The following is a 26,538-nucleotide window of genomic DNA, read 5'->3' on the forward strand; positions in this document are numbered from 1 at the left end:
TGAGTAATAGTTGGACTCTTCATTGAGCCACACCTCAATTTCGATGTACTAAAATTACCAAAATTGCGGCCTCAGCACAATCAAATTCGGACAAACGCCCCCCGGAATCCAAGAAATATATTCTAAGATTGATGAGTGGTATTTTACCCTGAGCGGCTATGTCAAAAGCCAGAACGAAAAGAAATAAAGTACTGCTGGCAGCAAATGCATATGAGAAAGCGTAATTTTGTAGCTCACAAAAACTTACAGTAGAGAATACTGCAATTATGGCAAAGAGATTTGATAAAAAAGGGCCTGAAAATAGAGATGAAAACTCTGAGAACAGAGGAAGAAAGTCATTCAGAAAGTTCGATAAACAATCGGGAAAAGAAGGAGACAAACCTCCTTTTAAAAAGTTTGGAAGAGGAGGCAATGAAGAAAGAGGTCCCAGAACTGGTCAGCAACGTTTCCGTAGAGATGACAGAAATGAGCAGGGCGAGCGTAATCAGGACAATAGAAGAGGTGGTTTCCGTAAATTCTCCAAAGGTAAAGATGGCAAAAGAGATGGTCAAAAACGTTTTGACAAACCGTCTTTTGGAAAGGATAAAAGAAACTTCAGAGGCAAAGATGAAAATGAGCCTCACCAAGGAAGAGGACGCAGAAACCGCGACTTCTACAAAGACAGAAAGCCGGAATCTGACGAAAGAAGAGGAAACTTCAGATCTTTTGACAAGGAAGATGAGAATAATAAAAGAACTGGTTTCAGGAAGTTTGGTAACAAAAGAGAAGACAGAGGGAATGACAGACAGGTAGGAATGAAAAGACCTCCTCGTTATGACGAAGAAAGCCTGAAACGTAAAGCCCCTTTCAGAGCCAAACAAAACATGGCAGAAAAGGATTCTTCAGATAAAGAGGAGATTAGACTAAATAAATACATTGCCAATGCTGGCTTATGTAGCCGTAGAGAGGCCGATGAGCTTATTGCCTCAGGCATGATTAAAGTAAATGGTAAGGTGGTAACCGAAATGGGCTACAAGGTCAAAGACTCTGATACTGTAAAATACGGTAAGGATGTACTCAGCCGAGAGCGTATGATGTACATTTTGCTGAATAAACCGAAGGACTTCATCACCACAATGGATGATCCCGAAGAACGAAAAACAGTAATGGATCTAGTGTCTGGTGCTTGTAAAGAAAGAGTATACCCTGTAGGGCGACTAGACAGAAACACTACCGGCCTTCTTCTTCTAACCAATGATGGGGAACTGACAGAAAAGCTTACTCACCCATCAAGTAATGTCAAAAAAATCTATCAGGCAGAACTGGATAAACCATTTACAGAAGACCATTTTGACGAATTGAAAATGGGTATCGAACTGGAAGATGGATTCATCAAGCCAGATCAACTGGCCTATGTAACACCGGATGCTGAAGTAGTGGGTCTGGAAATACATTCAGGTAAAAACAGAGTAGTAAGAAGGATTTTTAAACATCTGGGCTATGAGGTTACCAAACTGGACAGAACGACCTTTGCAGGATTGACCAAAAAAGACCTGCCAAGAGGTAAATGGCGTTTCTTATCAGAAAAGGAAGTGATCATGCTTAAATACCTTTTGTAAAAGACAGCTGAGAAGATGATAAGTCTCACCCTAACAATTAGTTAATTTTGACATACGAGGGATAAGGTTTATTTTCGGAGCTTATTAATTACACCCCAAAAACACTAAAGCAATGGCAGAGAACGAAAAAAAACTATCTGATAAAGCCAGCGAAATGGCAGACAATGTTAAAGCTGAAGCTTCTGAAGCTGCAGATAAAGTAAAAAACAAGGCTTCTGAAATGGCTGACGAAGCCAAGGAAGAGTTTAACGAACTGAAAGAAGACGCTGCAGAGGCAATGGGCAAAGCCAAAGAGTTTGCAGGAAACGCTAAAGAAGAGGCTGCAGAAAAAATAGCTGACTTAAGAGAAGATGCCGAAGAAGCCATTGGCGAAGCCAAAGAAAAGGTGAAAGAATTGGCAGGTGAAGCTGAGGAAGCAGTAAATAAGGCGAAAGAAAAAGTAAAAAATATCCTGTCGGACGAGAAAGTACAAAACTTCAAAGAAGAAGCCTCTGAAAAGGTAGAAGACATGAAAGAGGACCTGGAGGAAGCTGCTCAAAAAGCAAAGGCTAAAGCTTCTGAACTTGCCGGTGAAGCCGAAGAGGCTGTGGAAGAACTCTCAAAGAAAACGAAAGGCTTCTTTGCCAGACTTTTTGGAAAGAAGTAGATCATTATACCATTATATAAAAAGCCTCGAAAGATAATTCTCTCGAGGCTTTTTTAAGTTCAAACTATCTATCTCTCCTTTAATCAATAACCACTCTTCTGGTTACACCATCCTCGCCTTGGCTTACAATGACGAAGTAGGTTCCTTTTTCGGCTTTCTTAAGTTCTAACTGTCCCACGAACTCGCCTTTGAAATTCTTTGATTCTTTTTTAGCGACCACATTCCCCTTTGTATCTAAAATGGTAATGTTCACATCCCCTTCTTCAGGTGCAAAGAATTTAACATTGACCACTTCTGAATCTGGCTTATTAGGGAAAACATCTAACCCTCTTATGGTAGATGAAGGCATAACCTCTCTAAGGATATCATCTGTCCATGCATACACGCGAGGCATTTGTCTCTCCAAATGTCTTGGAATATCCTCCCCTAACCTTTTCATCTCATTTCCGAAACGGTCCATTTCGTAATGAAACTCGTCCCATCCGTCTGGTCCACCTTTACGCTTTTTGTACATATGTACCCTCGGGGAGTCTCTCTCATGCCATTCGAAAGCTTCATTAAATTCATTATCAAATTCCATTTCTATTTCTTCATCAAAATCCTCCAGACGATCTATCCTTCTCTCATCATCTATCATGATTTTAACCTTCTTCTTACCTTTCATATCACCTACGAGTGAATCCTGCAGGCTTTCCATGATGGCCTCACGCTGAGCTTCTGACATTCCAGTAGCATCTATTTCTTTCTCAATGACTTCCACATTGCCATTGATATTCTTCTCAACTCTGATTTTAATTTTATCCTCACTTTTCTGGGCTAAACTTTCATTTGACCCCACTGCAAAAGCAGTAAATAAGGCAACTCCTACGAACAGGTTTTTCATAATTCTTTATGTTTAAGTATTGTCAATTTCATTTTGTCATAAAACGCAAAACAAACTTAGCCGATCGAATTCTTAAATACTGTTAAAGAAACTTAAAAGGCTGTTAACTAAGCATTTCACCACTGTATGACCACTCAAAAACTAAAATCCCCTATTCTGGCATAGTTTTTACAATTATTTTTACAAGAGATACGTTGCTTTAATATGATCAAAAAACTTTCTATCATTCTTCTTTTCGCCCTATTTACCAATGTAAGCTATGGCTGTAGTGTCATTCAGCCAGACAGTTACAGCTACGCTAAGAACAAGAAGGGTAAACGCAAAAAGAATGGAAGATACAAAAAGAGGAAAGGACTTTTTGGTAAGAAAAAAGACTGCGGCTGCCCTAAGCATTAGAATGATTTAAACGAATTTTATTCTAAGTCTTTCATGTCAAATTCAATCTGACACTTACCGACTTCAATCATGAACCACTTCACACAAACTGAAGTGTGTTCGATCAGCCATACTTTCAAGGTCAAAATTGTCTCTAAATAGAGCAATCTCTATTTTGTATTTTTCTTATTTCAGCCTACTTTTGGCATCCAAACAAAAAGGGCATAATAAAGCCCGGAAATCTCAAAAAAACTATTTAGATGAGCGTACTGGTAAATAAAGATTCTAAGGTAATAGTGCAGGGCTTCACCGGTTCTGAAGGTACTTTCCATGCTACTCAGATGATAGAGTATGGTACAAACGTAGTAGGTGGTGTAACTCCGGGTAAGGGTGGCCAATCGCACCTTGACCGTCCTGTATTTAATACTGTAGAAGAGGCCGTAACAGAAGCTGGTGCTGATGTTTCTATCATTTTTGTACCGCCGGCTTTTGCATCTGATGCCATTATGGAGGCTGCAGACGCGGGTATTAAAGTAATCATTTGTATCACAGAGGGTATTCCTACCAAAGACATGATTACTGCCAAAACGTACATCAAAGGCAAAGACTGTACGCTTATCGGGCCAAACTGCCCGGGTGTAATTACTCCTGGTGAAGCTAAAGTAGGTATCATGCCTGGCTTTATTTTCAAGCAAGGTAAAATTGGTATTGTATCAAAATCTGGTACGCTTACTTACGAAGCTGCAGATCAAATCGTAAAAGCTGGATTCGGTATTTCTACAGCGATTGGTATTGGTGGTGACCCAATCATTGGTACTCCTACCAAGGACGCGGTAGAACTTCTAATGAATGATCCTGAGACTGAAGCCATCGTAATGATTGGTGAGATTGGAGGTAGCTATGAAGCCGAAGCTTCTCAATACATTAAAGAAACGGGCAATAAGAAGCCTGTAGTAGGTTTCATCGCTGGCCAGACTGCTCCTAAAGGAAAAAGAATGGGTCATGCAGGTGCTATTATTGGTGGTGCTGATGATACTGCTGAAGCAAAAATGAAAATCATGGCAGAGTGTGGTATTCACGTTGTGAAATCACCTGCTGAAATCGGTGAAATGATGGCAAAAGCTCTATCATAATTCGATAAAAAGAATACATTAAAAAAAGGGTCGTTTGAAATTCAAACGGCCCTTTTTTTATGTTCTGATCCAAACTGTTTGTCATATACGTATAATTAATATATTTGCCGCAGCCATAAAGTATAAATGCTGAAAAGAATCCTTTATCTCATTTTAGTATTTTCGTCGTTTTCTGCCTTAGCAGAGGAAATACCACTCAAAAAAGGTCTTACAAAACCATTAAATATTACCAAAGACGTCGAGTACTATGTAGATGAAAGTGGTTCTTCTTCTGTTGACCAAATCGTCGACAAAGAATTCAGGAAAATCAACGACCAGTACTTTCTAATTCCTTTCTCAGACAAATCCTTTTGGTTTAAAGTAGACCTGACCTCCCGGGAAACCAATAATGAAGAATGGGTTTTAAATTTTTCAAATCAACTCACAGAAAACCTTGAGATTTATAGACAGGATAGCCTAAGCGGAAAATATAAACATGTGGGAACGTGGACCATAAATTCCTCCAGGTCCGAGTCATTAAAAGGTCAGGAACCTTATTTCAATTTTTCACCCCGAGAATCAGAGACTATTCTCTTCAGAATTCAAAATAAACGGGGTATGAGAACAGAGTTTTATATCTACCCTGCTTCCATTAGTCAAGATGTACTTTTAGACTATGCCAGCGAGAGACAACTGATTAATGGTCTTTTGATTTTCAGACTATTCTTAATTGTAACCCTAAGTCTATTTGTTATAAAAGATATAGGATTTAGAGGTTATTCATTCCTCGTCATCATCAAGACTTTAGGATATTGGGGGCTCATCAATGTTCTAAATCCAAGCTTCGCCGATACCATAGAACTCGGTGGTCAAATAAACTTTTTGCTTTATGCGTCCTCTCCTGTAGGTGTTATCACATTTAGCCTGTTGGTGTTACCGCTGAAAGACCTCCCGAAGTGGGTCAAAAATGGATTCTATTTATTCCTGGGCTTAACGGTGATAGCTCATATCCTAGTTTGGACTGAATATGACTGGCATTATGTGTATTTTGGGATATTGATTGTGGTTTTGAGCTCACTCTATACACTAGGCATTTTTGCACTTGCCGTTCTTAGGAAATTACCTATCCAATACTTCTATTCGGTACCTTTTCTTGTAGGAATAGGCAGCTATCTATTACTGAATGTACAGATTCTTCTGGGGATAAAGATTCCACTTATTCTAATCTTAACGTTTTTCTTTTTCACTGCAGAAATCCTGATTTTCATCTTCTTCCTGGGTAGAATATTTTATCAGTATGATTTAAAAGGTAGGTTAGCAGATCAAGAACTTGAAAACGAAAGGATACAATCTGAGAAACTAAAAGAAATTGATAATCTCAAAACGAGCTTTTTCACAAATATCTCCCATGAAATTAAAACTCCACTTACACTTATTAGTGGACCTTTACAGGAATTAAGAAAAAGAAACCCGTCGGAAAAGCTATTGAACATTATGGAGGCCAATGTGATCAGGCTGGGTGAACTCGTTGGGCAAATTTTAGATATTCAGAAACTTGAATCTGGTAAGGAACGACCAAATATTATCAAGGCTGACATTGCCCGTCAAATAAGACTTCAGGTGATGTCGTTTGAATCACTTGCTACCTCAAAACGTATTCGATTAAACCTTCAACAGACAAATGACAGTTTCGAGGCCTATTTTGATGATGATAAGCTCAATAAAATTGTTACCAACCTTTTAACAAACGCTATTAAATATTCATCGGAAGAAGGTGAAGTCTCCGTAACTGTTCAGTTTGAGAATCACCCGAAAAAAGTGCTGATAAGTGTGGCAGACTCAGGTCAAGGAATTGAAGAGGCAGATATTGAACATATTTTTGAGAAATTTTATCAAGTTAATTCTCAAAACCATCAAGGGTCAGGTGTTGGGCTCTCTTTGGTTAAGGAGCTTACAGATCTTCTAAAAGGTTCAGTAAGGGTGGTCAGCAATAAAGGGATCGGAACTACATTTATGGTAGAACTACCTGCTGATGAAGACACATGGCGAGACTACATAAACCATAACACTGAACCAACAGATAACTTTGTAATCCGTAAGAGTTCGGATCAACCAATAACACCCACTATTTTAGATCAAGATCCAAATGAAAAGAAAAAGCTCATTCTACTAGTAGAAGATAATCCAGACATGCAGGAGTACCTTTCAGAAATACTCTCACATGAATTTAATCTCCTGCGGGCTTTTGACGGTAAAGAGGGAATTGCCCTGGCTAGTTCAGAAGTTCCCGATCTCATCATTACAGATTTAATGATGCCCGTAATGGATGGCCTTGAATTTAGTAGTAAGATCAGAGAAAATACGGCATCTAGTCACGTTCCCATTATTATGCTTACCGCCAAAAGTAATAAGGAAACAAAGCTGAAGAGTCTGGAAATGGGAATCGATCATTTTCTGACCAAGCCTTTTGACACCGATGAACTCAATGGTGTGGTCAATAATTGTTTAGAGAACAGGGCCATTCTCCGTAAGGTCTTTTCTCAAAATGTGGGAGAATCTATAACACAGTTAAAAGGTGAAATAAACCCATGGGAAAAAGCATTCATGGATAATCTTCAAGACTTCCTGGAAAACCTATACCATGATTCTTCTCTTACAGTACCGACTATAGCGGCTCATTTGAATATGAGTGAATCTCAATTCAGAAGAAAACTGAAAAGCATAAGCACCTTTTCTCCAAATGAATATCTTAGAAAATTCAGGCTCCATAAGGCAGCTGAGAAATTGAAAAATTCTTCAAAAACGGTTTCTGAAACCGCCTTTGAAGTGGGCTTTGAAAACCTCTCATACTTTTCAAAAATCTATCAGGAAGAATTCGGAAAAAGCCCCTCAGAGGCTTCAAAAAGCTAGAAATGTAAGAAATCAGTCAAAAAAAGTCTGATATACGTCAACGCCCAAAGTCTGTGATTTTGAATTTTGGATGGGCTAATTGAACCAGCTCAGCCAAACATGAAAAACTTACTGTATACCTCCAAAAAAGCCATTCCATTTAAAGAGATTATTTATCTGGAAAGCGATAGTAACTACACGCAGATTTTCCTCAGGAATTCAGGCAAAAAAATCACTGCTTCAAAATCACTTGTGCATATCCATGCATTGCTTTGTGACCAAGAGTTTATCCGTATAAATCGGAGTCAGGCTGTAAACAAGAACTTCATTGAGTCTTTTAAGAAAATACCGAACTGTGTTTTGTTAAAACTAAAAGACGGCAAGGTGCTAAAGACCTCCAGAAGAAGAACACAAGACTTTTTAAAAGCTCTTTAAAAAAACAACTCAATAAGTTTTATCGCTTAAGATATGAGAAAACTATACCTAATCTTTCTATTTATTTTTGTGGCTTTTACCAGCTTTAGCCAATATGCAGACGACCCACAAAGTTCTACATTATTAGGAAAGAAGAAGGGTTCTTCAACAGCAACTATTTCCAGTGGATGTACAGGTTCTGAGCTGGCTACGCCTTATGATGGAGATAATGGGCAGCGTGGAATTATGTTTGATGTAGTGGCAGACGATACGCTCACCATTAACCACTTTGATGCCTCACTATACGTTGGAACTACTGCAAATTATGAAATCTATTATCGCCCGGGGAGTTTTGTTGGTCATGATGCAGACTCCACTGGATGGACTTTGATAGGTAGTGTAGAGAATCTTACCTCAAGCGGAGATAATGTGCCTACTCATCTGCCGATACCTATAAATCTTACCATTCCTGCTGGGGAGCGATATGCCTTCTACATTACAAATTCTGATTACGTTGGTGGAATACGCTATACAGATGCAGCTGGTACCGCTCCTGGTGATACTTTAATTTCAGATTCTAATCTGACTATTTTTGAGGGCTATGGGAAATTATATCCATTTGGTATATCTATTGGTGCAAGAAGGTTTAATGGCACTATTTGTTATAGTTTGGGGACTTCCACAAGTTCCTGTGCTTCTGTAGCTACGGCCACCGAAGATATGACCTGGTACGGCTCTGTTAGTACAGACTGGAACAATGCTTGCAACTGGTCTCCAAATGGTCTGCCATCGGCCACTAATAATATTGTTATTCCCTCGGGAACCCCATTTCAAGCCATTGTAAATGTCAATAATGCGGTAGCTAACTCGGTGGAAATTCAGCATAATGCGAATTTTACAATTGCATCTACTGGCGTGCTAACAATAAATGGCTTTAAAAGTGTGGGTATTCCTTCCTCCAATACTTCTTTTTATAATGAAGGTGTTTTTACTAATAATGGACTGTTAAACATAGGTACCGGAGGCTCTGCAGGATCCTATGGTATTAATAATGAAGAGGACATTACTAATAATGCCGGAGCCGTCATCAGAATAGAGAATACTACGAGTATTGGATTAAGAAATGACGCATTCAGTGAATTTAATAACCTCGGTGAAGTCTCGATTGGCAGAAATTCTGCCGTCGGTTCTATTGGCTTTAATAATAGGGGAGAGCTCTTAAATACTGGTGGAACCATCGGAATTGATAATTCTACATTATATGGATTTGATAATGGAGTTGGTAATGTCACTAATACAGGTAGCATAACTATTGGTAGAAATGCCTCTGTGGGGGATTATGGATTCTTTAATGGTGGTGAATTAATAAATAGCAGTACAGGTGTTTTGACTATAGATAGCTCTAATACGGAGGGTTTTAGAGGTTTTGGCTCTGGAGATATCCTAAATTCTGGATTAATCGAAATCGGCAAAAACAACGCCGTTGGAACAACAGCTATTAGCACAAGCGACGAATTTATTAATAATGAATGCGGCCAAATACTAATTTTTCAAGGTGTTTTTGATATTAGTACTAATGATGAAGTAATAAACCGAGGGTATTTTTTTGTGAATAATGACATTGAGAACTCGGGTACTTTTACGAACAAAGGGACTTTCAAATACGCTACATTCTCAGGATCTGGTAGCTTTACAAACACAACAGACTCCGCTGTAGTAATTAATGATGCTATCCCCATTTTTACCTATGGTGGTACATTCAATGGCACAATAGATGGCATTTTTACAAACAACTTGGCCACCATTTCGGCTGGCAGCTTCACTGCACCGAATACTTTTACAGCTAACGGAAGTTTGCCGGTTGGAACACAGACTTTGTATGCTAAAATCACCCCAATTGGAGGAGCGTGCACACATATCGTACCTTTCAATTTTAATAACAGCCCGGAAATCAACCTCCAAGGAAATGGCCAAAACATAACCGATGGTGCCAATAGTCCTTCTTTATCTGATAGTACAGACTTTGGAACAATCAATGTAGCCTCAGGTAGCAATACCAATACCTTCACAATTGAGAACACGGGTGGGGCAACTCTCAATATTACAAGCATAACTTCAAGTGGTGCTCATGGTAGCGAATTTGTAGTTAGTAATATACCGACAACAATTTCCGCTTCAGGCACCGCCACCTTTGATGTTACATTCGATCCGGCAGCGGTTGGATTAAAAACTGCAACTATTACAGTCAACAATAATGACTCAGATGAGGCAGTTTATGATTTCGCTGTGCAAGGGAACGGAGTTATTCCATGTACCAGTCCTTCAGTTCCAACAATAACTTATAGCCCTTCAACAGTCTGTACTGGAAGTACAGCTACTTTAAATATTGCAGGTTCATTAAATGATGCCACCAATTGGCACATTTATACGGGCTCATGTGGAGGCACCCAAGTAGGAACAACTAACAGCAGCACCTTTGAAGTTACACCTTCTTCGCCTTCTACGATTTACTATATAAGAGGGGAAGGTGGCTGTGTTACGCCGTCATCTTGCGGCTCAGTTATAGTTAATGTTACAAGTACAGATGATGCCGGATTCAGCTATTCATCCTCATCCTATTGTACATATTCCTCAGACCCTTTACCTACTATAACTGGAATTAATGGTGGTACATTCTCAGCATCACCAGCAGGTTTGAGTCTTAATCCCAGTTCAGGTCAAATTGACCTCTCGGCAAGTACCCCAAATACGTACAATGTTACATACACCACCGCAGGATCATGTACAAACAGCTCTAGTGTTAGTGTTACGATCAACGCTCCACCTACTCCCTCAATCACCGGTTCGGACAATCTAACTTGTGCGGTTACTTCAGTCACCAGAACTGTTTCAGGGGGAAATTCTTATTCGTGGTCTGGACCGAGTGCTTATTCGGCTTCTACTGCTCAAGCTACTATCACTTCGGCCGGAACTTATACCGTAACCGTGACAGGAACCAATGGCTGTACTGCTACGGCAACAACCGTTGTAACCCTTGATGGCACAGCTCCTACACCTTACATCTCAGGAACTGATAATCTAACTTGTGCAGTTAGCTCCGTCACTAGAACTGCCTCTGGTGGTAATTCATATTCCTGGTCTGGACCAAGTGCTTATTCGGCCTCAACGGCTCAGGCGACTATCACTGCGGCCGGAACTTATACCGTCACAGTGACAGCAACCAATGGTTGTACCGCTACGGCAACAACTGTTGTGACCCTTGATGGTACTCCTCCTTCGCCTTCTATTTCAGGAACAAATAACCTGACCTGTGCGGTTACTTCTGTCACCAGAACTGCTTCCGGTGGAACTTCTTATTCGTGGTCTGGACCGAGTGCTTATTCGGCTTCGACGGCTCAGGCGACTATCACTGCTGCCGGAACTTATACCGTAACGGTGACAGGAACTAATGGGTGTACTGCTACGGCGACAACCGTTGTAACACTTGATGGTACTCCTCCTACTCCTTTGATTTCAGGAACGGATAATCTGACTTGTGCCGTTACTTCTGTGATCAGAACTGCTTCCGGTGGAATTTCTTATTCCTGGTCTGGACCGAGTGCTTATTCTGCCTCGACTGCCCAGGCCACCATCACTGCTGCCGGAACTTATACTGTGACCGTAACAGGAACCAATGGGTGTACCGCTACGGCGACAACTGTTGTGACCCTTGATGGTACTCCTCCTACACCTTCGATCTCAGGAACGAATAACCTGACCTGTGCGGTTACTTCAGTCACCAGAACGGCTTCCGGTGGAACTTCTTATTCGTGGTCTGGACCGAGTGCTTATTCGGCTTCAACGGCTCAGGCGACTATCACTGCTGCCGGAACTTATACCGTGACCGTGACAGGAACTAATGGGTGTACTGCTACGGCGACAACTGTTATAACCCTTGATGGTACTCCTCCTACACCTTCGATCTCAGGAACGAATAACCTGACCTGTGCGGTTACTTCTGTCACCAGAACTGCTTCCGGTGGAACTTCTTATTCGTGGTCAGGGCCGAGTGCTTATTCAGCTTCAACGGCTCAGGCGACTATCACTGCTGCCGGAACTTATACCGTGACCGTGACAGCAACCAATGGGTGTACCGCTACGGCAACAACTGTTGTAACCCTTGATGGTACTCCTCCTACGCCTTCCATCTCTGGAACGGATAATCTGACCTGTGCGGTTACTTCTGTCACCAGAACTGCTTCCGGTGGAACTTCTTATTCGTGGTCTGGACCGAGTGCTTATTCGGCTTCAACGGCTCAGGCGACTATAACTGTCTCTGGAACTTATACCGTAACGGTGACAGGAACTAATGGCTGTACTGCTACGGCGACAACTGTTGTAACCCTTGATGGTACTCCTCCTACACCTTCGATCTCAGGAACGGATAACCTGACTTGTGCGGTCACTTCAGTCACCAGAACGGCTTCAGGTGGAACTTCTTATTCGTGGTCCGGGCCGAGTGCTTTTTCGGCTTCTACGGCTCAAGCGACTATCACTGCTGCCGGAACTTATACCGTGACCGTGACAGGAACTAATGGGTGTACTGCTACGGCGACAACTGTTGTAACCCTTGATGGTACTCCTCCTACACCTTCGATCTCAGGAACGAATAACCTGACCTGTGCGGTTACTTCTGTCACCAGAACTGCTTCCGGTGGAACTTCTTATTCGTGGTCCGGACCTAGTGCTTATTCGGTTTCAACGGCTCAGGCGACTATCACTGCTGCCGGAACTTATACCGTGACCGTGACAGCAACCAATGGGTGTACCGCTACGGCGACAACTGTTGTAACCCTTGATGGTACTCCTCCCACACCTTCAATCTCAGGAACAAATAACCTGACCTGTGCGGTTACTTCTGTCACCAGAACGGCTTCCGGTGGAACTTCTTATTCGTGGTCTGGACCGAGTGCCTTTTCGGCTTCTACGGCTCAGGCGACTATCACTGCTGCCGGGACTTATACCGTAACAGTGGCAGGAACAAATGGCTGTACTGCTACGGCATCAACCGTTGTAACCCTTGATGGTACTCCTCCTACTCCCTCAATAACCGGTTCGGATAACCTGACCTGTTCAGTAACTTCCGTCACCAGAACTGCCTCCGGTGGTAATTCTTATTCATGGTCTGGTCCTAGTGGCTATTCAGCTTCTACGGCTCAGGCGACTATCACTGCTGCCGGAACTTATACCGTGACCCTGACAGGAACCAATGGCTGTACCGCTACAGCAACAACCGTTGTAACCCTTGAAAGTACTCCTCCCACGCCTTCGATCTCAGGAACGAATAACCTGACTTGTGCGGTTACTTCAGTCACCAGAACTGCTTCCGGTGGAACTTCTTATTCATGGTCTGGGCCTAGTGCTTTTTCAGCTTCAACGGCTCAAGCCTCCATCACTTCGGCCGGAACTTATACAGTGACTGTGACAGGAACCAATGGCTGTACCGCAACGGCTACAACTGTTGTAACCCTTGATGGTACTCCTTCTACACCTTCGATCTCAGGAACAGATAATCTGACCTGTGCGGTTACTTCAGTCACCAGAACTGCTTCCGGTGGTAATTCTTATTCATGGTCTGGGCCTAGTGCTTATTCAGCTTCAACGGCTCAAGCCACCATCACTGCTGCCGGAACTTATACCGTGACCGTGACAGGAACTAATGGCTGTACTGCTACGGCGACAACTGTTGTAACCCTTGATGGTACTCCTCCTACACCTTCGATCTCAGGAACGAATAACCTGACCTGTGCGGTTACTTCAGTCACCAGAACTGCTTCCGGTGGAACTTCTTATTCGTGGTCTGGACCTAGTGCTTATTCGGCTTCAACGGCTCAAGCCACCATCACTGCTGCCGGAACTTATACCGTGACCGTGACAGGAACTAATGGCTGTACTGCTACGGCGACAACTGTTGTGACGGCTGACGAGACTCCGCAAACCATTGGTGTAACTTCTTACGAAAGACCTTCGGCCTGTGGCTTAAATGATGCCAGCATCACTTTCTCCACTTCGTTGCCTGACGGTAGTTATACCCTTGGATATACCAGAAACAGTATTACATCTTCGGCTGCTGTCACTGTGAGTTCAGGAAGTTTTGTTTTGAGTAATCTGCAGCCGGGACTTTATTCTGCATTCAGCATCAGTTCCGGTCTTTGTTCGGCGAATTCCTCTGCTGAAGTTGATATCGTCTCTATTCCATTGAATGTCACCGCCTCTAATGGAGGGCCTTATGTGGAGGGTGAAACCGTTCAGCTCACCGGAACAGGCGGGCCTACCTATAACTGGTCGGGACCTAATGGCTTTAGCAGTAGTCTGCAAAACCCTCCTGTAACCAATGCCACAACCGCTGATGCGGGAACGTACACCCTCACCGTTGTAAACGGAGCCTGTACTGCGACTGCGACAACAGTCGTCTCCATTCAAAATGCCACTCCCGCGTTCAGCTATTATTATGCCTATGGGGGTGCTAACCCGGAAATCATTGCTCCTTTGACTCAAAATGCTGAATTCCAGATTTCTGACAGACCAGTGACTATACTGGCCGTACCGAATGTAACGGTGGCAAGTACAAGGCTACAGCTATCCGGTACTTCTAATCTTCAGTATTTTGAAGATAATCAGGCTCCTTATTCCTTGTATGAAGCTAATAATATGGCAACAGGTGACTACCTCGGCACCAATTTTTACACCTTTATTGCAAGAGGCTATGACCAGCCAAACAATCAGGGAAATATTATCTTGGGACCTGATGTCATTGGTTTCTGGGTTGTTAACGGGCAGAGAAGCATAAACCTGACTGAACCTTCGGCCACTGCTCTTTGTGCTCAGGGCAGTTTTAATGTCTATTTTAGTACAACAGGTACTTTTGAGGCTGGGAATAACTTTATTGTTTACCTCTCTGATGCCAACGGGTATTTTACAAACCCGACTCAGATTGGCTCAGGAAGTGGAAACAGCATTGCATGTACTCTTCCGGCGACTATCACTTCGGGGACTGGCTACAGGATCAAAGTAGTCTCCACTTCGCCAATTGTCAACTCCGAAATCTCTGCTTCTGCTTTCAGTATTATCGGAACTAACGCCCTGCTGACCTCACCAAATGATGACCTGATCAGTCAGACCAAAGATTTCAAAGCAGTACAAACGATTGAAGCTAGAAATCAGATTTCAGGGAACGGTCAGTCGGATTACCGCTCCGGTAACAGCATCCTTTTGAAACCGGGTTTTAAAGCTGATTCAGGCACCGTATTCGAAGCTAAAATTCAGAATGTGTGCCCGTAAATAAGAAGAGCAGCTGTCTAACAAAAAGAATAGTCTGCTTTTCTTCATGAAGATTGTTTTTCAAGACAAAGGATAATCCCTGAATTGAAAAAACTTAATTGCTACTGCTGAAAAGCACCCTCAGAGGCACCCAAGCAACCATTTGACTGAAATGAGTCAAAGGTTGGCCGATTTGTGTTAATACAAACGTATAAACAAATACGAACTTTGGCCATACCCTTTCGCCTAAGAAACGAAGCTCAGATTGAGTCAAGGTAAATGACAATATCAATAATGAAAACTAAGATATGAAGAGATTTTCACTTCTTCTCCTAATCATTTTCTCTACCTTTTTAGCTGGATTACATGCTCAGCAACTGAACGCTACATTTAGTGTAGCTAGTGGTAACAGACTACAGATGGTACTTCATGAAGATGCCTATTTTGAATTTTCACAGAGTTATCATTTTACCGATCCTAATCCGGCTCTGGCAGTAGTCATTAAAAATGTATATAGTTCGGCCAAACTAAACAGCCACGGCACGGCCACCGGCCCCGGATATACCACCACAGGCGGGCAAAGCGGAAGTGTTACAGCTTTCGGAACGTATGGGTCTTCATATGGACAATTCGATGTTAACACTGATGAGGTCATCGTTTTCGAAGCAGCCAATGCCATTGCCAATGGAGCTGTTTTGACCATTCCGGCTGGTACCTATATTCATGATGTCAATTCATACAATTCCGGAAACAGCGGGGTATTCAATGCAGGTCCTTATACGGCAATTATCCCGGATGAACCCTTTACGGGTGTCGCTGCTACTATGATAGCCCCACCCACTTTTTCGTTGTCTCCAGGGGATATCGCATTTGTGGGATACAATACAGATTCACCAGATGGTTATTCTTTTGTGACCCTAACAGATATTCCAGCCGGAGAAGTTATCTATTTTACAGACCAGGGGTGGCATGAAGATGACTCCTGGTATCCTAGTACGGAGACGCATTTAAAATGGACTGCTCCAGCCGGAGGGTTATCAGCCGGTTCTATTGTATCCATTATTGAAACATCGCCAGATGTATTACAAATTACAGGAGGGGGTACGTTAGGACCTCTGGTAACAACTGATGGCTTCACGCCTTCTAGTTTTAATCTTTTAGGGGGGGACGGTATTCTAGCGTATCAGGGAGCCATTGGCACGGCTAATCCAAGCTTTATTGCTGGTCTGTACGGTGATGATAACTATGCTCATACATCAGGTTGTGATAATTCAACAACAAAGTGGTTTACAAATACAATCGCCGGCTGTAACCCGAGCGGTGCTCCAGCAGGACAGTCGACATCCACATCCACCCTGCCATCCGATTTAACGAACGGAATAGATGCTGTCATGTTAAATCCTGACCCCATAACAGAAGTCGATAATTATAAATACAATGGTATTTTTTCAGGCTCACAGTCGCAATTGTTGGCCACCATAAATGATTACACGAACTGGATAAGAGATGATGGAACCAATCAAGACATTACGCCTTCTGATTATAACGGAGGGAGCGGCTTCACTATTGGAGGCAATCCTCCTACCGCCAGCTCCTTTCCTTCTACGGCTTACGAGAACTTAACATTCACATTTTCTACCTCTGATTTCGGATATACAGACGGAGATTCTGACCCTTTAGATCATGTGTTGATTGAGTCAATTCCTGCTGCAGGCACATTGTATCTCGATGCTGATAATGACGACCTTTTCGACGGTGGCGAAACAGTCTCAATTAATGATCAAATCAGTAAAGCAGATCTGGACGCCGGCAACCTTCAATATATTCAGAATGGAAGCACAAATACTTCTTTTCAATTTGAGGTGAATGACGGATCGGCAAATAGTTCCGGAGATTATATTGCCACTGTAAACGTACAACCCGTACCGACCGTCACACTGAGCATCACCCCTGAATCCAAATCTGAGTCCATCACTACATCAACAGCAGTAACAGCAACATTGTCCAACGCATATGGAGCTGCCACTACAGTGAATCTAAGTTTTAGCGGAACAGCGATAGGCTCCGGCGTGGATTATAGCCGAAGTGGTACCAATATTCTCATCCTTTCAGGAAACACAAGCAATAGCATTAGTCTCACCAACGTTCCTGATGCCCTATACGAAGGAAATGAAAGTATTGAGATAGACATAACTAGTGTTAGCAACGGAACCGAAAGTGGTACTCAGCAAGTCACCTATACCATAATCGATGATGATTCTCCCCCTAATGCAACCTTGGAGGTCCTAGGCAATTACAACCCTATTACCGACGAGAGTGGTGGTCAGGCTTACATCCGTGGCAAAATAGATGTGGTGGCAGGTACCACCGTTTTCATTCCACTTTCTTTTAGTGGGACTGCCACCGGAGGAGGGACTGACTATTCAATTACCGGAAATACAATTACCTTGTCTCCCGGAGAGACCATGGACAGTATAAGGGTGACATCTCAATACGACGGGATACCCGAGGGTGACGAAACCGTTATCATTGATATGGGAACTCCCACAAATGCCGTGGAGAGTGGAACGCAACAAGTGACGGTAGTGATTAAAGACGAAGATGGAGGATATCCTGAAATCAATCTTAAAGGGAATGGCCAAAATATTGCGGATGGAGATATCACCCCATCTACCTCTGATTCTACACATTTTGGGTATGTTAATTTTACAGCAGGTAGTAATACCAATACCTTTACCATTGAGAATACTGGAGCGGGAACGCTTCAACTGACCGGAACGCCAAAGGTGACTATTTCAGGTACAGATGCTTCGTCATTTACAGTTGTTACTCAGCCTGCCGCTTCCATTGCTTCTTCCGGAAGTTCAGAATTTCAAATCAGTTTTGATCCTGACAGTCAAGGTATAAAAGAGGCTGTAGTTACCATTTCCAGTAATGATGCTGATGAAGGGGATTTTGGGTTTAGAATATCAGGTATTGGCCTGGAATTAAAAGAATTAGGTTTTTGTCAAGATTTTGAAACTTTTACTAACTGTGCCACCACCAGTGATTGTGAAGCAGTGGTGTGTGATCTCATAGAAGGTTGGACTAATGATAATAGTGACCAGATAGATTGGCGGGTCAATTCCGGCCCCACACCATCTGAAACTACCGGCCCGGAAACAGATTACTCTGAAGGAACTTCTTCAGGCAAGTACCTATATTTGGAGGCTAGTGGATGTCTTGCTGGCCCATCTGGATCTTTATTATCCCCAATTATCGATTTGAGTGATGCTCTAAGTCCACAGCTAAGTTTTGCCTATTACATGTATGGTGCATTTGTTGACTCTCTCGCAATTGACATTTCCTCAGATGGTGGTTTAAGTTTTGTCAATGATTTCTGGACAAAATACGGGGATCAGGGCAATAGTTGGTTCACTGAGGAAATTAGTCTGTCCAGTTTTATAGGAGACAGCATTGTTGTTCGATTCAGGGGAAAGACAGGAATAGCATTCAGGTCAGACATTGCTCTCGATTATATTTGCTTTAATGAAGCCTCTCCACTGGCAATATACGGAAATAACATCCTTATCCCGGATGGGGATTTGACTCCGTCCCTTACTGATTCTACAGACTTTGGCACAATTAATATTTACAACGGGAATAATACTAACAACTTTTATATCAAAAACTTAACTAGCCAAGACCTTACCGTTGGCAGCCTTTTTATTAACGGTACAAATGCTTCAGATTTCATTTCAACTCAGCCTTCCTCAAGCGTCATATCAGCTAATGATAGCGTGTTATTCCAAATAAGATTTGAAACAACAAACCCTGGTCCTAAGACAGCTTTGGTTAATATTCCGTATTCAGGCGAAAACTATTCGTTTCAAATACAGGGAACTGGCAGTGCCACCTGCACACAGGTAGCCACCAGTACAGAGCTCATGACCTGGAGCGGCTCTGCCGACACAGACTGGGACAATGCCTGTAACTGGTCTCCAAACGGAGTGCCTACGGCTACCAATGATGTGTCTATCCCTTCAGCTCCAGGTAATCCACCTACCATCGTTGTAAATTCGGCGGTAGCCAAAAGTGTGGAGGTACAGAGTGGAGCTACTTTGACCATTGCCAGTTCAGGGGAATTGACCGTTAACAACTTCAAAGATTTTGGTGGTGGAAACAGTACCGCTTTTTATAATAAAGGAACCGTTGAAAACTATGGTAAACTGATCTTAGGTAGTACTTCTTCAACAGGAAATTACGGCCTATATAATGAGGGGAGTTTTAATAATAATACCAACGCTCAAATAAGTATTGACAGGTCAACCGAGGCGGGTCTTCGGAATTTGTCGGGTACCTTCGATAATGCGGCGGAAATCAAAATTGGGTCAAATTCCAGTACGGGAAATTACGGCCTGTTTAACCGAGCTGTCTTTCAAAATAATGCGGGTGGTATGATCTATATTGATAGGTCATCTAATATTGGGTTTTGGAATAATTCGAATACGTTCACGAATGTCTCGGAAATTCGAATCGGTTCTATCGCCGGTGTCGGAAGTACAGGTTTGTATAATGAAGCCACATTTAACAATAACACCAATGGTGCTATCTACATTGACAGGTCAACCAACAACGGGCTTCTGAACTCTGCCGGAGGTGCATTTTCGAACATTTCTAATTTAATCATTGGCTCAAATGCCGCTGTTGGAGCTAATGGATTGAGAAACGAAGCGGGTTTCAACAATAATGCCAGTGGCCTGCTACAGATTGACGGTACCACAGGTGTTGGCCTCCAAAATATTTCGGGTACGTTTACCAATATTTCGGAAATCAGGATCGGTTCAATCTCGAGCGTGGGGAATATAGGTTTATCTAATGATGCAGTCTTTAACAATAATGCTGGCGGAGTAATAAACATTGATGGGTCAACCGGAGACGGTCTTCGGAATAATGCTGGTACATTCACGAATGTTTCAGAAATCAAGATTGGCTCAAACTCAAGTGTAGGATCATCTGGCCTGTATAATCTGGCAACTTTTCAAAATAATGCCAATAGTTTAATTAGTATTGATAGGTCCCTTTCAATTGGCCTTTATAATAATTCAGGCACGTTCAGTAATTATTCAGAAATCAAAATCGGTTCAAATGCTAGTGTGGGAGGCACGGGTCTGTATAATGAGGGCAGCTTCACTAATAGTATCGACGGAGTGATAAGCATTGACAGTTCAAATAGTTACGGACTGCGGAATTATATAGGAGGCTCGTTTGATAATTATTCAGAAATCAGGATTGGTTCAAACGCCTCCGTAGGATCGGATGGTCTGGTGAACGAAGCCACTTTTAACAACAATAATTGTGGGAAGGTACTGGTAGAGCAGGGAAGATTAGTGGTAACCGCCGGAAATACTTACACAAATGCCGGTTATACCATTGTATTAAACGGGCCTTTGGATAATAACGGTGCTTTCATCAATAATGGGGTTCTGAAATATCTTAGTACTTCGGATAATGCCATAGTTAATACCACAAATTCCTCGGTCATAGTTAATGATAATCCTACGCCTATTTTTACGTATGGCGGTACGTATAATGGAACCATTAACGGCATTTTCAAAAGTGACTCCGTAACATCAGCGGGTACTTTTGTAGGGCCTAATACATTTACTCCTAATGGAAGTTTATCTTCTGGTTCGCAGACACTTTTGGCCAAAATAACGCCTAATGGTGGCGGCTGTACCTATTTTGTTCCTTTTACTTATGTTAATTGCACAAACTCAGCAACAATTAGCTACGCTGGCACACCTTATTGTAGCTCAGCCAGTACTGCAGCTGTAACCCTTACAGGCACCGCTGGCGGGACCTTCACCTCAGCACCGGCTGGATTAAGTATCAACAGCACCACCGGTCAGATTGCACCATCCGGCAGCACGCCAGACACCTACACGGTAACCTATACGATTGCGGCCAGCGGTGGCTGCCCTATAGTAACAACAACGACTTCAGTCACTATTAGTCCTCTGGATGATGCCGGCTTTAGCTATGCCTCTTCATCCTATTGCACCAGTGTTTCTGACCCTTCACCAACGATCACTGGCCTTGCAGGTGGAACATTCAGTAGCACGGCAGGATTGAGTATCAATTCCAGCACCGGTCAGATTGATGTTTCTGCCAGCACACCAGGAACATATACCGTGACTTATACCACATCAGGAAGCTGCTCCAATAGTTCCACTCAAAGCGTGACCATAAACGCTCTGGATAATGCCGGCTTTAGCTATGCCTCTCCATCCTATTGCACCAGTGTTTCTGACCCTACACCAACGATCACTGGCCTTGCAGGTGGAACATTCAGCAGCACGGCAGGATTGAGCATTAATTCCAGCACCGGTCAGATTGATGTTTCTGCCAGTACACCGGGAACCTATACTGTGACCTACACTACCTCGGGAAGTTGTTCCAATTACTCAACTGAAAACCTAACGATCTCAGCTCTACCAACCGTCAATATCTCGGGAACCGATAACCTGACCTGTACGGTTACCTCTGTCACCAGAACTGCTTCCGGTGGAGCTTCTTATTCCTGGTCAGGACCCGGCACCTTTTCCGCTTCTACAGATGTGGTATTTCTAACTACTCCGGGAACTTATACAGTAACAGTAACTGGGTTTAATAGTTGTACTGCTACTGAGACTACTACAGTAACATTGGATAATGCTACTCCCGCTCCTTCAATCTCAGGAACAAATAACCTGACCTGTGCGGTTACTTCTGTCACCAGAACGGCTTCCGGTGGTAATTCATATTCCTGGTCTGGACCAAGTGCTTATTCGGCCTCAACGGCTCAGGCGACTATCACTGCGGCCGGAACTTATACCGTCACAGTGACAGCAACCAATGGTTGTACCGCTACGGCAACAACTGTTGTGACCCTTGATGGTACTCCTCCTTCGCCTTCTATTTCAGGAACAAATAACCTGACCTGTGCGGTTACTTCTGTCACCAGAACTGCTTCCGGTGGAACTTCTTATTCGTGGTCTGGACCGAGTGCTTATTCGGCTTCGACGGCTCAGGCGACTATCACTGCTGCCGGAACTTATACCGTAACGGTGACAGGAACTAATGGGTGTACTGCTACGGCGACAACCGTTGTAACACTTGATGGTACTCCTCCTACTCCTTTGATTTCAGGAACGGATAATCTGACTTGTGCCGTTACTTCTGTGATCAGAACTGCTTCCGGTGGAATTTCTTATTCCTGGTCTGGACCGAGTGCTTATTCTGCCTCGACTGCCCAGGCCACCATCACTGCTGCCGGAACTTATACTGTGACCGTAACAGGAACCAATGGGTGTACCGCTACGGCGACAACTGTTGTGACCCTTGATGGTACTCCTCCTACACCTTCGATCTCAGGAACGAATAACCTGACCTGTGCGGTTACTTCAGTCACCAGAACGGCTTCCGGTGGAACTTCTTATTCGTGGTCTGGACCGAGTGCTTATTCGGCTTCAACGGCTCAGGCGACTATCACTGCTGCCGGAACTTATACCGTGACCGTGACAGGAACTAATGGGTGTACTGCTACGGCGACAACTGTTATAACCCTTGATGGTACTCCTCCTACACCTTCGATCTCAGGAACGAATAACCTGACCTGTGCGGTTACTTCTGTCACCAGAACTGCTTCCGGTGGAACTTCTTATTCGTGGTCAGGGCCGAGTGCTTATTCAGCTTCAACGGCTCAGGCGACTATCACTGCTGCCGGAACTTATACCGTGACCGTGACAGCAACCAATGGGTGTACCGCTACGGCAACAACTGTTGTAACCCTTGATGGTACTCCTCCTACGCCTTCCATCTCTGGAACGGATAATCTGACCTGTGCGGTTACTTCTGTCACCAGAACTGCTTCCGGTGGAACTTCTTATTCGTGGTCTGGACCGAGTGCTTATTCGGCTTCAACGGCTCAGGCGACTATAACTGTCTCTGGAACTTATACCGTAACGGTGACAGGAACTAATGGCTGTACTGCTACGGCGACAACTGTTGTAACCCTTGATGGTACTCCTCCTACACCTTCGATCTCAGGAACGGATAACCTGACTTGTGCGGTCACTTCAGTCACCAGAACGGCTTCAGGTGGAACTTCTTATTCGTGGTCCGGGCCGAGTGCTTTTTCGGCTTCTACGGCTCAAGCGACTATCACTGCTGCCGGAACTTATACCGTGACCGTGACAGGAACTAATGGGTGTACTGCTACGGCGACAACTGTTGTAACCCTTGATGGTACTCCTCCTACACCTTCGATCTCAGGAACGAATAACCTGACCTGTGCGGTTACTTCTGTCACCAGAACTGCTTCCGGTGGAACTTCTTATTCGTGGTCCGGACCTAGTGCTTATTCGGTTTCAACGGCTCAGGCGACTATCACTGCTGCCGGAACTTATACCGTGACCGTGACAGCAACCAATGGGTGTACCGCTACGGCGACAACTGTTGTAACCCTTGATGGTACTGCACCTACGCCTTCAATCTCAGGAACGGATAACCTAACTTGTGCAGTTACTTCTGTCACCAGAACTGCTTCCGGTGGTAATTCTTATTCATGGTCTGGACCGAGTGCCTTTTCGGCTTCTACGGCTCAGGCGACTATCACTGCTGCCGGGACTTATACCGTAACAGTGGCAGGAACAAATGGCTGTACTGCTACGGCATCAACCGTTGTAACCCTTGATGGTACTCCTCCTACTCCCTCAATAACCGGTTCGGATAACCTGACCTGTTCAGTAACTTCCGTCACCAGAACTGCCTCCGGTGGTAATTCTTATTCATGGTCTGGTCCTAGTGGCTATTCAGCTTCTACGGCTCAGGCGACTATCACTGCTGCCGGAACTTATACCGTGACCCTGACAGGAACCAATGGCTGTACCGCTACAGCAACAACCGTTGTAACCCTTGAAAGTACTCCTCCCACGCCTTCGATCTCAGGAACGAATAACCTGACTTGTGCGGTTACTTCCGTCACCAGAACAGCCTCAGGTGGCAATTCGTATTCCTGGTCAGGACCGAGTGCTTATTCGGCTTCTACGGCTCAGGCGACTATCACTGCTGCCGGAACTTATACCGTAACAGTGACAGCAACCAATGGTTGTACTGCTACGGCAACAACAGTTGTTTCAGTAGATGATACTGAACAAACTCTCGGTGTAACTTCATATGTAAGGCCTTCAGCATGTGGTTTAAATGATGCTACCATTTCCTTTTCAACTTCAATGCCTGATGGAACATTTAGTTTTGCTTTTACCCAAAACAGCATTTCCACAACTACATCAGTTACGGTTAATTCAGGAAGTTTTACTTTGAATAATCTACAGCCAGGAACATACACTCAGTTTGCTTTGAATAGTGAATATTGTACTGCAAACTCTACTGCATTAATTGAAATTGTCCCTATTCCATTAAATGTAACGGCTTCTAATACAGGCCCCTACATTGAAGGTGATAATATTCAATTGACAGGAACTGGAGGGCCAACTTATAATTGGACCGGCCCAAATGGATTTAACTCTACGTTGCAAAACCCAACGATCACAAATTCTTCCATTTCTGATGCAGGAATATACACTTTGACTGTTATTAATGGGGCATGTACCGCCACTGCCACCACAGAGGTATCCGTCGAGAACGCCAATCCAGCATTTAGCTTTTATTATGCTTATGGAGGCGTTCATCCTGAAATAATTGCTCCTCTTACCCAGAACGCAGAGTTCCAAATTTCGGATAAAGCAGTTACCATTTTGGCAGTGCCAAATATCAATGTGCAAAGTACAAGACTTCAATTATCAGGAACAACCGACCTCCAATTTTTCAAGGATAATGAGGCTCCATATTCTCTTTATGAGGCCAATAATATAGCTACAGGGGACTATTTAAAACCAAACTTCCACACCTTTATTGCTAGAGGGTACGATCAGCCAAATAATCAGGGTAACGTTTTGATAGGTCCTGATGTCATAGGTTTTTGGATTATTGAAGGTGACAGAAGTATAGCTCTTCAAGAACCGGCGTCTACAACCCTTTGTGCTCAGGCAAGTTTCAACATAGACTTTAGCAGTAGTGGTACTTTTGACGCAGGAAATAGCTTTATCGCATATCTTTCAGATGAAAATGGTCATTTTACCAATCCTTATCAAATAGGCCAGGGTAATGGTACTACAATTACTTGTACTCTTCCAAATGACCTAAAGTCTGGCACAGGATACAAAGTAAAAATAGTCTCAACCTCTCCAATAGTGACCTCAGAAATCTCTATAACCAATTATAATATTATTGGATTAGACACCCATCTGACTTCACCAAATGATGATTTGATCAATCAAACTCAACACATTAAAGCGGTTCAATCCATTAAAGCCTCAAATGTTATTTCCAATAATTCTGAAGTAGACCTTCAAGCTGGCAACAACATTCTTTTAAGTCCAGGTTTTAAGGTTGATGGTGGTTCCGTCTTCCAAGCTAAAATTGAAAATAGTTGTCCATAAAGTAAAAAAGCGGTGGATCGTCATGATCCGCCGCTTCTCATTTTATAATAGATAAAATCAATTCAATTCATCAATTCGCTGATCATACAACTTTTTACTTTCTTCCACAGCCACATTTAATTCTTCCATGATTCCATCTACTCTACCTTCAATACTTTCTAATTGAGCATTGATATTATCAAAAGAATTCAAAGCAACAGCCACTTCCAGAGCTTTTACCACATCAACAGCGTCTTTATGTAAAACTCTCAATTTCCCAATTGCCTTGGCGGTATTGGCCAGAGTACCATTGTATTTAACACGTGCCGATTTTATAGCCTGGGTCAAATCAGCCTTACTTTTGGCATCTGAGAGACTGTTGGTTTGAGTTTCCATAGCGGTAAACAGTCCTTCAGCTTTACTTTTTAAGTCTTCATATTCCTTGTTTAGGTCTTCTACACGCTTATTAACTTTCTCCCAGTTACCATAAACTTTCGCAAATTCTTTGTCCTCGTTTTTGGCTTCTTCCAAAGCTCCTTTGAGACCGTTAAGAGACTCTAAGCTTTTTGTCACATTCTCATTAGTTGTGATTTTGTCCTTCTCAAATGTCTCCACCTGCTTTTTAAAAGCTTCCTTGAGTCGTGGCAAATCCTCAGGACTCTTGTTTTTCCAGCACGAACTCGCCGCAAATACCAAAGCGAACAAAGGGGCAATTATTTTTCTCATTGTGTTTGTTATAATTTCAAACTCCAAAAATACACTTTTTCAGAGGATTACGAATAGAAGAAAAACTATCATAGTCTCATCTTTTGAAATAATT

Annotated in this window: 10 protein-coding genes; 8 read left to right on the forward strand and 2 right to left on the reverse strand. The window is 43.1% G+C overall.

The genetic code is table 11. The features are described from left to right. Positions 1-266 precede the first annotated feature (266 nt). Both ACUXV0_RS06380 and ACUXV0_RS06385 read left to right on the forward strand, forming a co-directional pair. A complete protein-coding gene (locus ACUXV0_RS06380; protein WP_446192239.1) occupies positions 267-1,598 on the forward strand; it encodes a pseudouridine synthase in 1,332 nt (443 codons plus the stop codon). Between the two features lie 112 nt (positions 1,599-1,710). Next, positions 1,711-2,244, forward strand: a complete 534-nt coding sequence (locus ACUXV0_RS06385) for a hypothetical protein (protein WP_446192240.1) — start codon at positions 1,711-1,713, stop codon at positions 2,242-2,244. A 79-nt stretch (positions 2,245-2,323) separates the two neighbouring features. Here the strand turns inward: ACUXV0_RS06385 and ACUXV0_RS06390 are convergent, their stop codons facing one another. Continuing rightward, positions 2,324-3,127, reverse strand: a complete 804-nt coding sequence (locus ACUXV0_RS06390; RefSeq protein WP_446192241.1) for a T9SS type A sorting domain-containing protein — start codon at positions 3,125-3,127, stop codon at positions 2,324-2,326. Between the two features lie 204 nt (positions 3,128-3,331). Here ACUXV0_RS06390 and ACUXV0_RS06395 point away from each other — a divergent pair, with 204 nt between their 5' ends. From ACUXV0_RS06395 to ACUXV0_RS06420, 6 genes are all read left to right on the forward strand, one after another. Beyond that, positions 3,332-3,523 (forward strand): hypothetical protein, encoded by a 192-nt coding sequence (locus tag ACUXV0_RS06395; RefSeq protein WP_446192242.1) that lies wholly within the window; start codon positions 3,332-3,334, stop codon positions 3,521-3,523. A 239-nt stretch (positions 3,524-3,762) separates the two neighbouring features. Next, on the forward strand, positions 3,763-4,635 hold the full coding sequence (sucD, locus tag ACUXV0_RS06400) for a succinate--CoA ligase subunit alpha (protein WP_446192243.1): 873 nt from the start codon (positions 3,763-3,765) through the stop codon (positions 4,633-4,635). Between the two features lie 126 nt (positions 4,636-4,761). Beyond that, positions 4,762-7,524 (forward strand): ATP-binding protein, encoded by a 2,763-nt coding sequence (locus ACUXV0_RS06405; RefSeq protein WP_446192244.1) that lies wholly within the window; start codon positions 4,762-4,764, stop codon positions 7,522-7,524. A 99-nt stretch (positions 7,525-7,623) separates the two neighbouring features. Then, on the forward strand, positions 7,624-7,938 hold the full coding sequence (locus tag ACUXV0_RS06410; RefSeq protein ID WP_446192245.1) for a LytR/AlgR family response regulator transcription factor: 315 nt from the start codon (positions 7,624-7,626) through the stop codon (positions 7,936-7,938). Between the two features lie 33 nt (positions 7,939-7,971). After that, positions 7,972-15,237 carry a choice-of-anchor D domain-containing protein gene (locus ACUXV0_RS06415; protein WP_446192246.1) on the forward strand — a complete coding sequence of 2,422 codons (7,266 nt, stop codon included), beginning with the start codon at positions 7,972-7,974 and terminating at the stop codon, positions 15,235-15,237. A 287-nt stretch (positions 15,238-15,524) separates the two neighbouring features. Continuing rightward, positions 15,525-25,739 (forward strand): choice-of-anchor D domain-containing protein, encoded by a 10,215-nt coding sequence (locus ACUXV0_RS06420; protein WP_446192247.1) that lies wholly within the window; start codon positions 15,525-15,527, stop codon positions 25,737-25,739. Between the two features lie 57 nt (positions 25,740-25,796). Here the strand turns inward: ACUXV0_RS06420 and ACUXV0_RS06425 are convergent, their stop codons facing one another. Continuing rightward, a complete protein-coding gene (locus ACUXV0_RS06425) occupies positions 25,797-26,444 on the reverse strand; it encodes a hypothetical protein (protein ID WP_446192248.1) in 648 nt (215 codons plus the stop codon). Positions 26,445-26,538: the final 94 nt, after the last annotated feature.

Source organism: Jiulongibacter sp. NS-SX5 (assembly GCF_052828545.1).

Bases quoted from the DNA above. Each gene is read 5' to 3' on its own strand.
- ACUXV0_RS06380 (WP_446192239.1), top strand. From the start codon at position 267: ATGGCAAAGAGATTTGATAAAAAAGGGCCTGAAAATAGAGATGAAAAC.
- ACUXV0_RS06385 (WP_446192240.1), top strand. From the start codon at position 1,711: ATGGCAGAGAACGAAAAAAAACTATCTGATAAAGCCAGCGAAATGGCA.
- ACUXV0_RS06390 (WP_446192241.1), bottom strand. From the start codon at position 3,127: ATGAAAAACCTGTTCGTAGGAGTTGCCTTATTTACTGCTTTTGCAGTG.
- ACUXV0_RS06395 (WP_446192242.1), top strand. From the start codon at position 3,332: ATGATCAAAAAACTTTCTATCATTCTTCTTTTCGCCCTATTTACCAAT.
- sucD (WP_446192243.1), top strand. From the start codon at position 3,763: ATGAGCGTACTGGTAAATAAAGATTCTAAGGTAATAGTGCAGGGCTTC.
- ACUXV0_RS06405 (WP_446192244.1), top strand. From the start codon at position 4,762: ATGCTGAAAAGAATCCTTTATCTCATTTTAGTATTTTCGTCGTTTTCT.
- ACUXV0_RS06410 (WP_446192245.1), top strand. From the start codon at position 7,624: ATGAAAAACTTACTGTATACCTCCAAAAAAGCCATTCCATTTAAAGAG.
- ACUXV0_RS06415 (WP_446192246.1), top strand. From the start codon at position 7,972: ATGAGAAAACTATACCTAATCTTTCTATTTATTTTTGTGGCTTTTACC.
- ACUXV0_RS06420 (WP_446192247.1), top strand. From the start codon at position 15,525: ATGAAGAGATTTTCACTTCTTCTCCTAATCATTTTCTCTACCTTTTTA.
- ACUXV0_RS06425 (WP_446192248.1), bottom strand. From the start codon at position 26,444: ATGAGAAAAATAATTGCCCCTTTGTTCGCTTTGGTATTTGCGGCGAGT.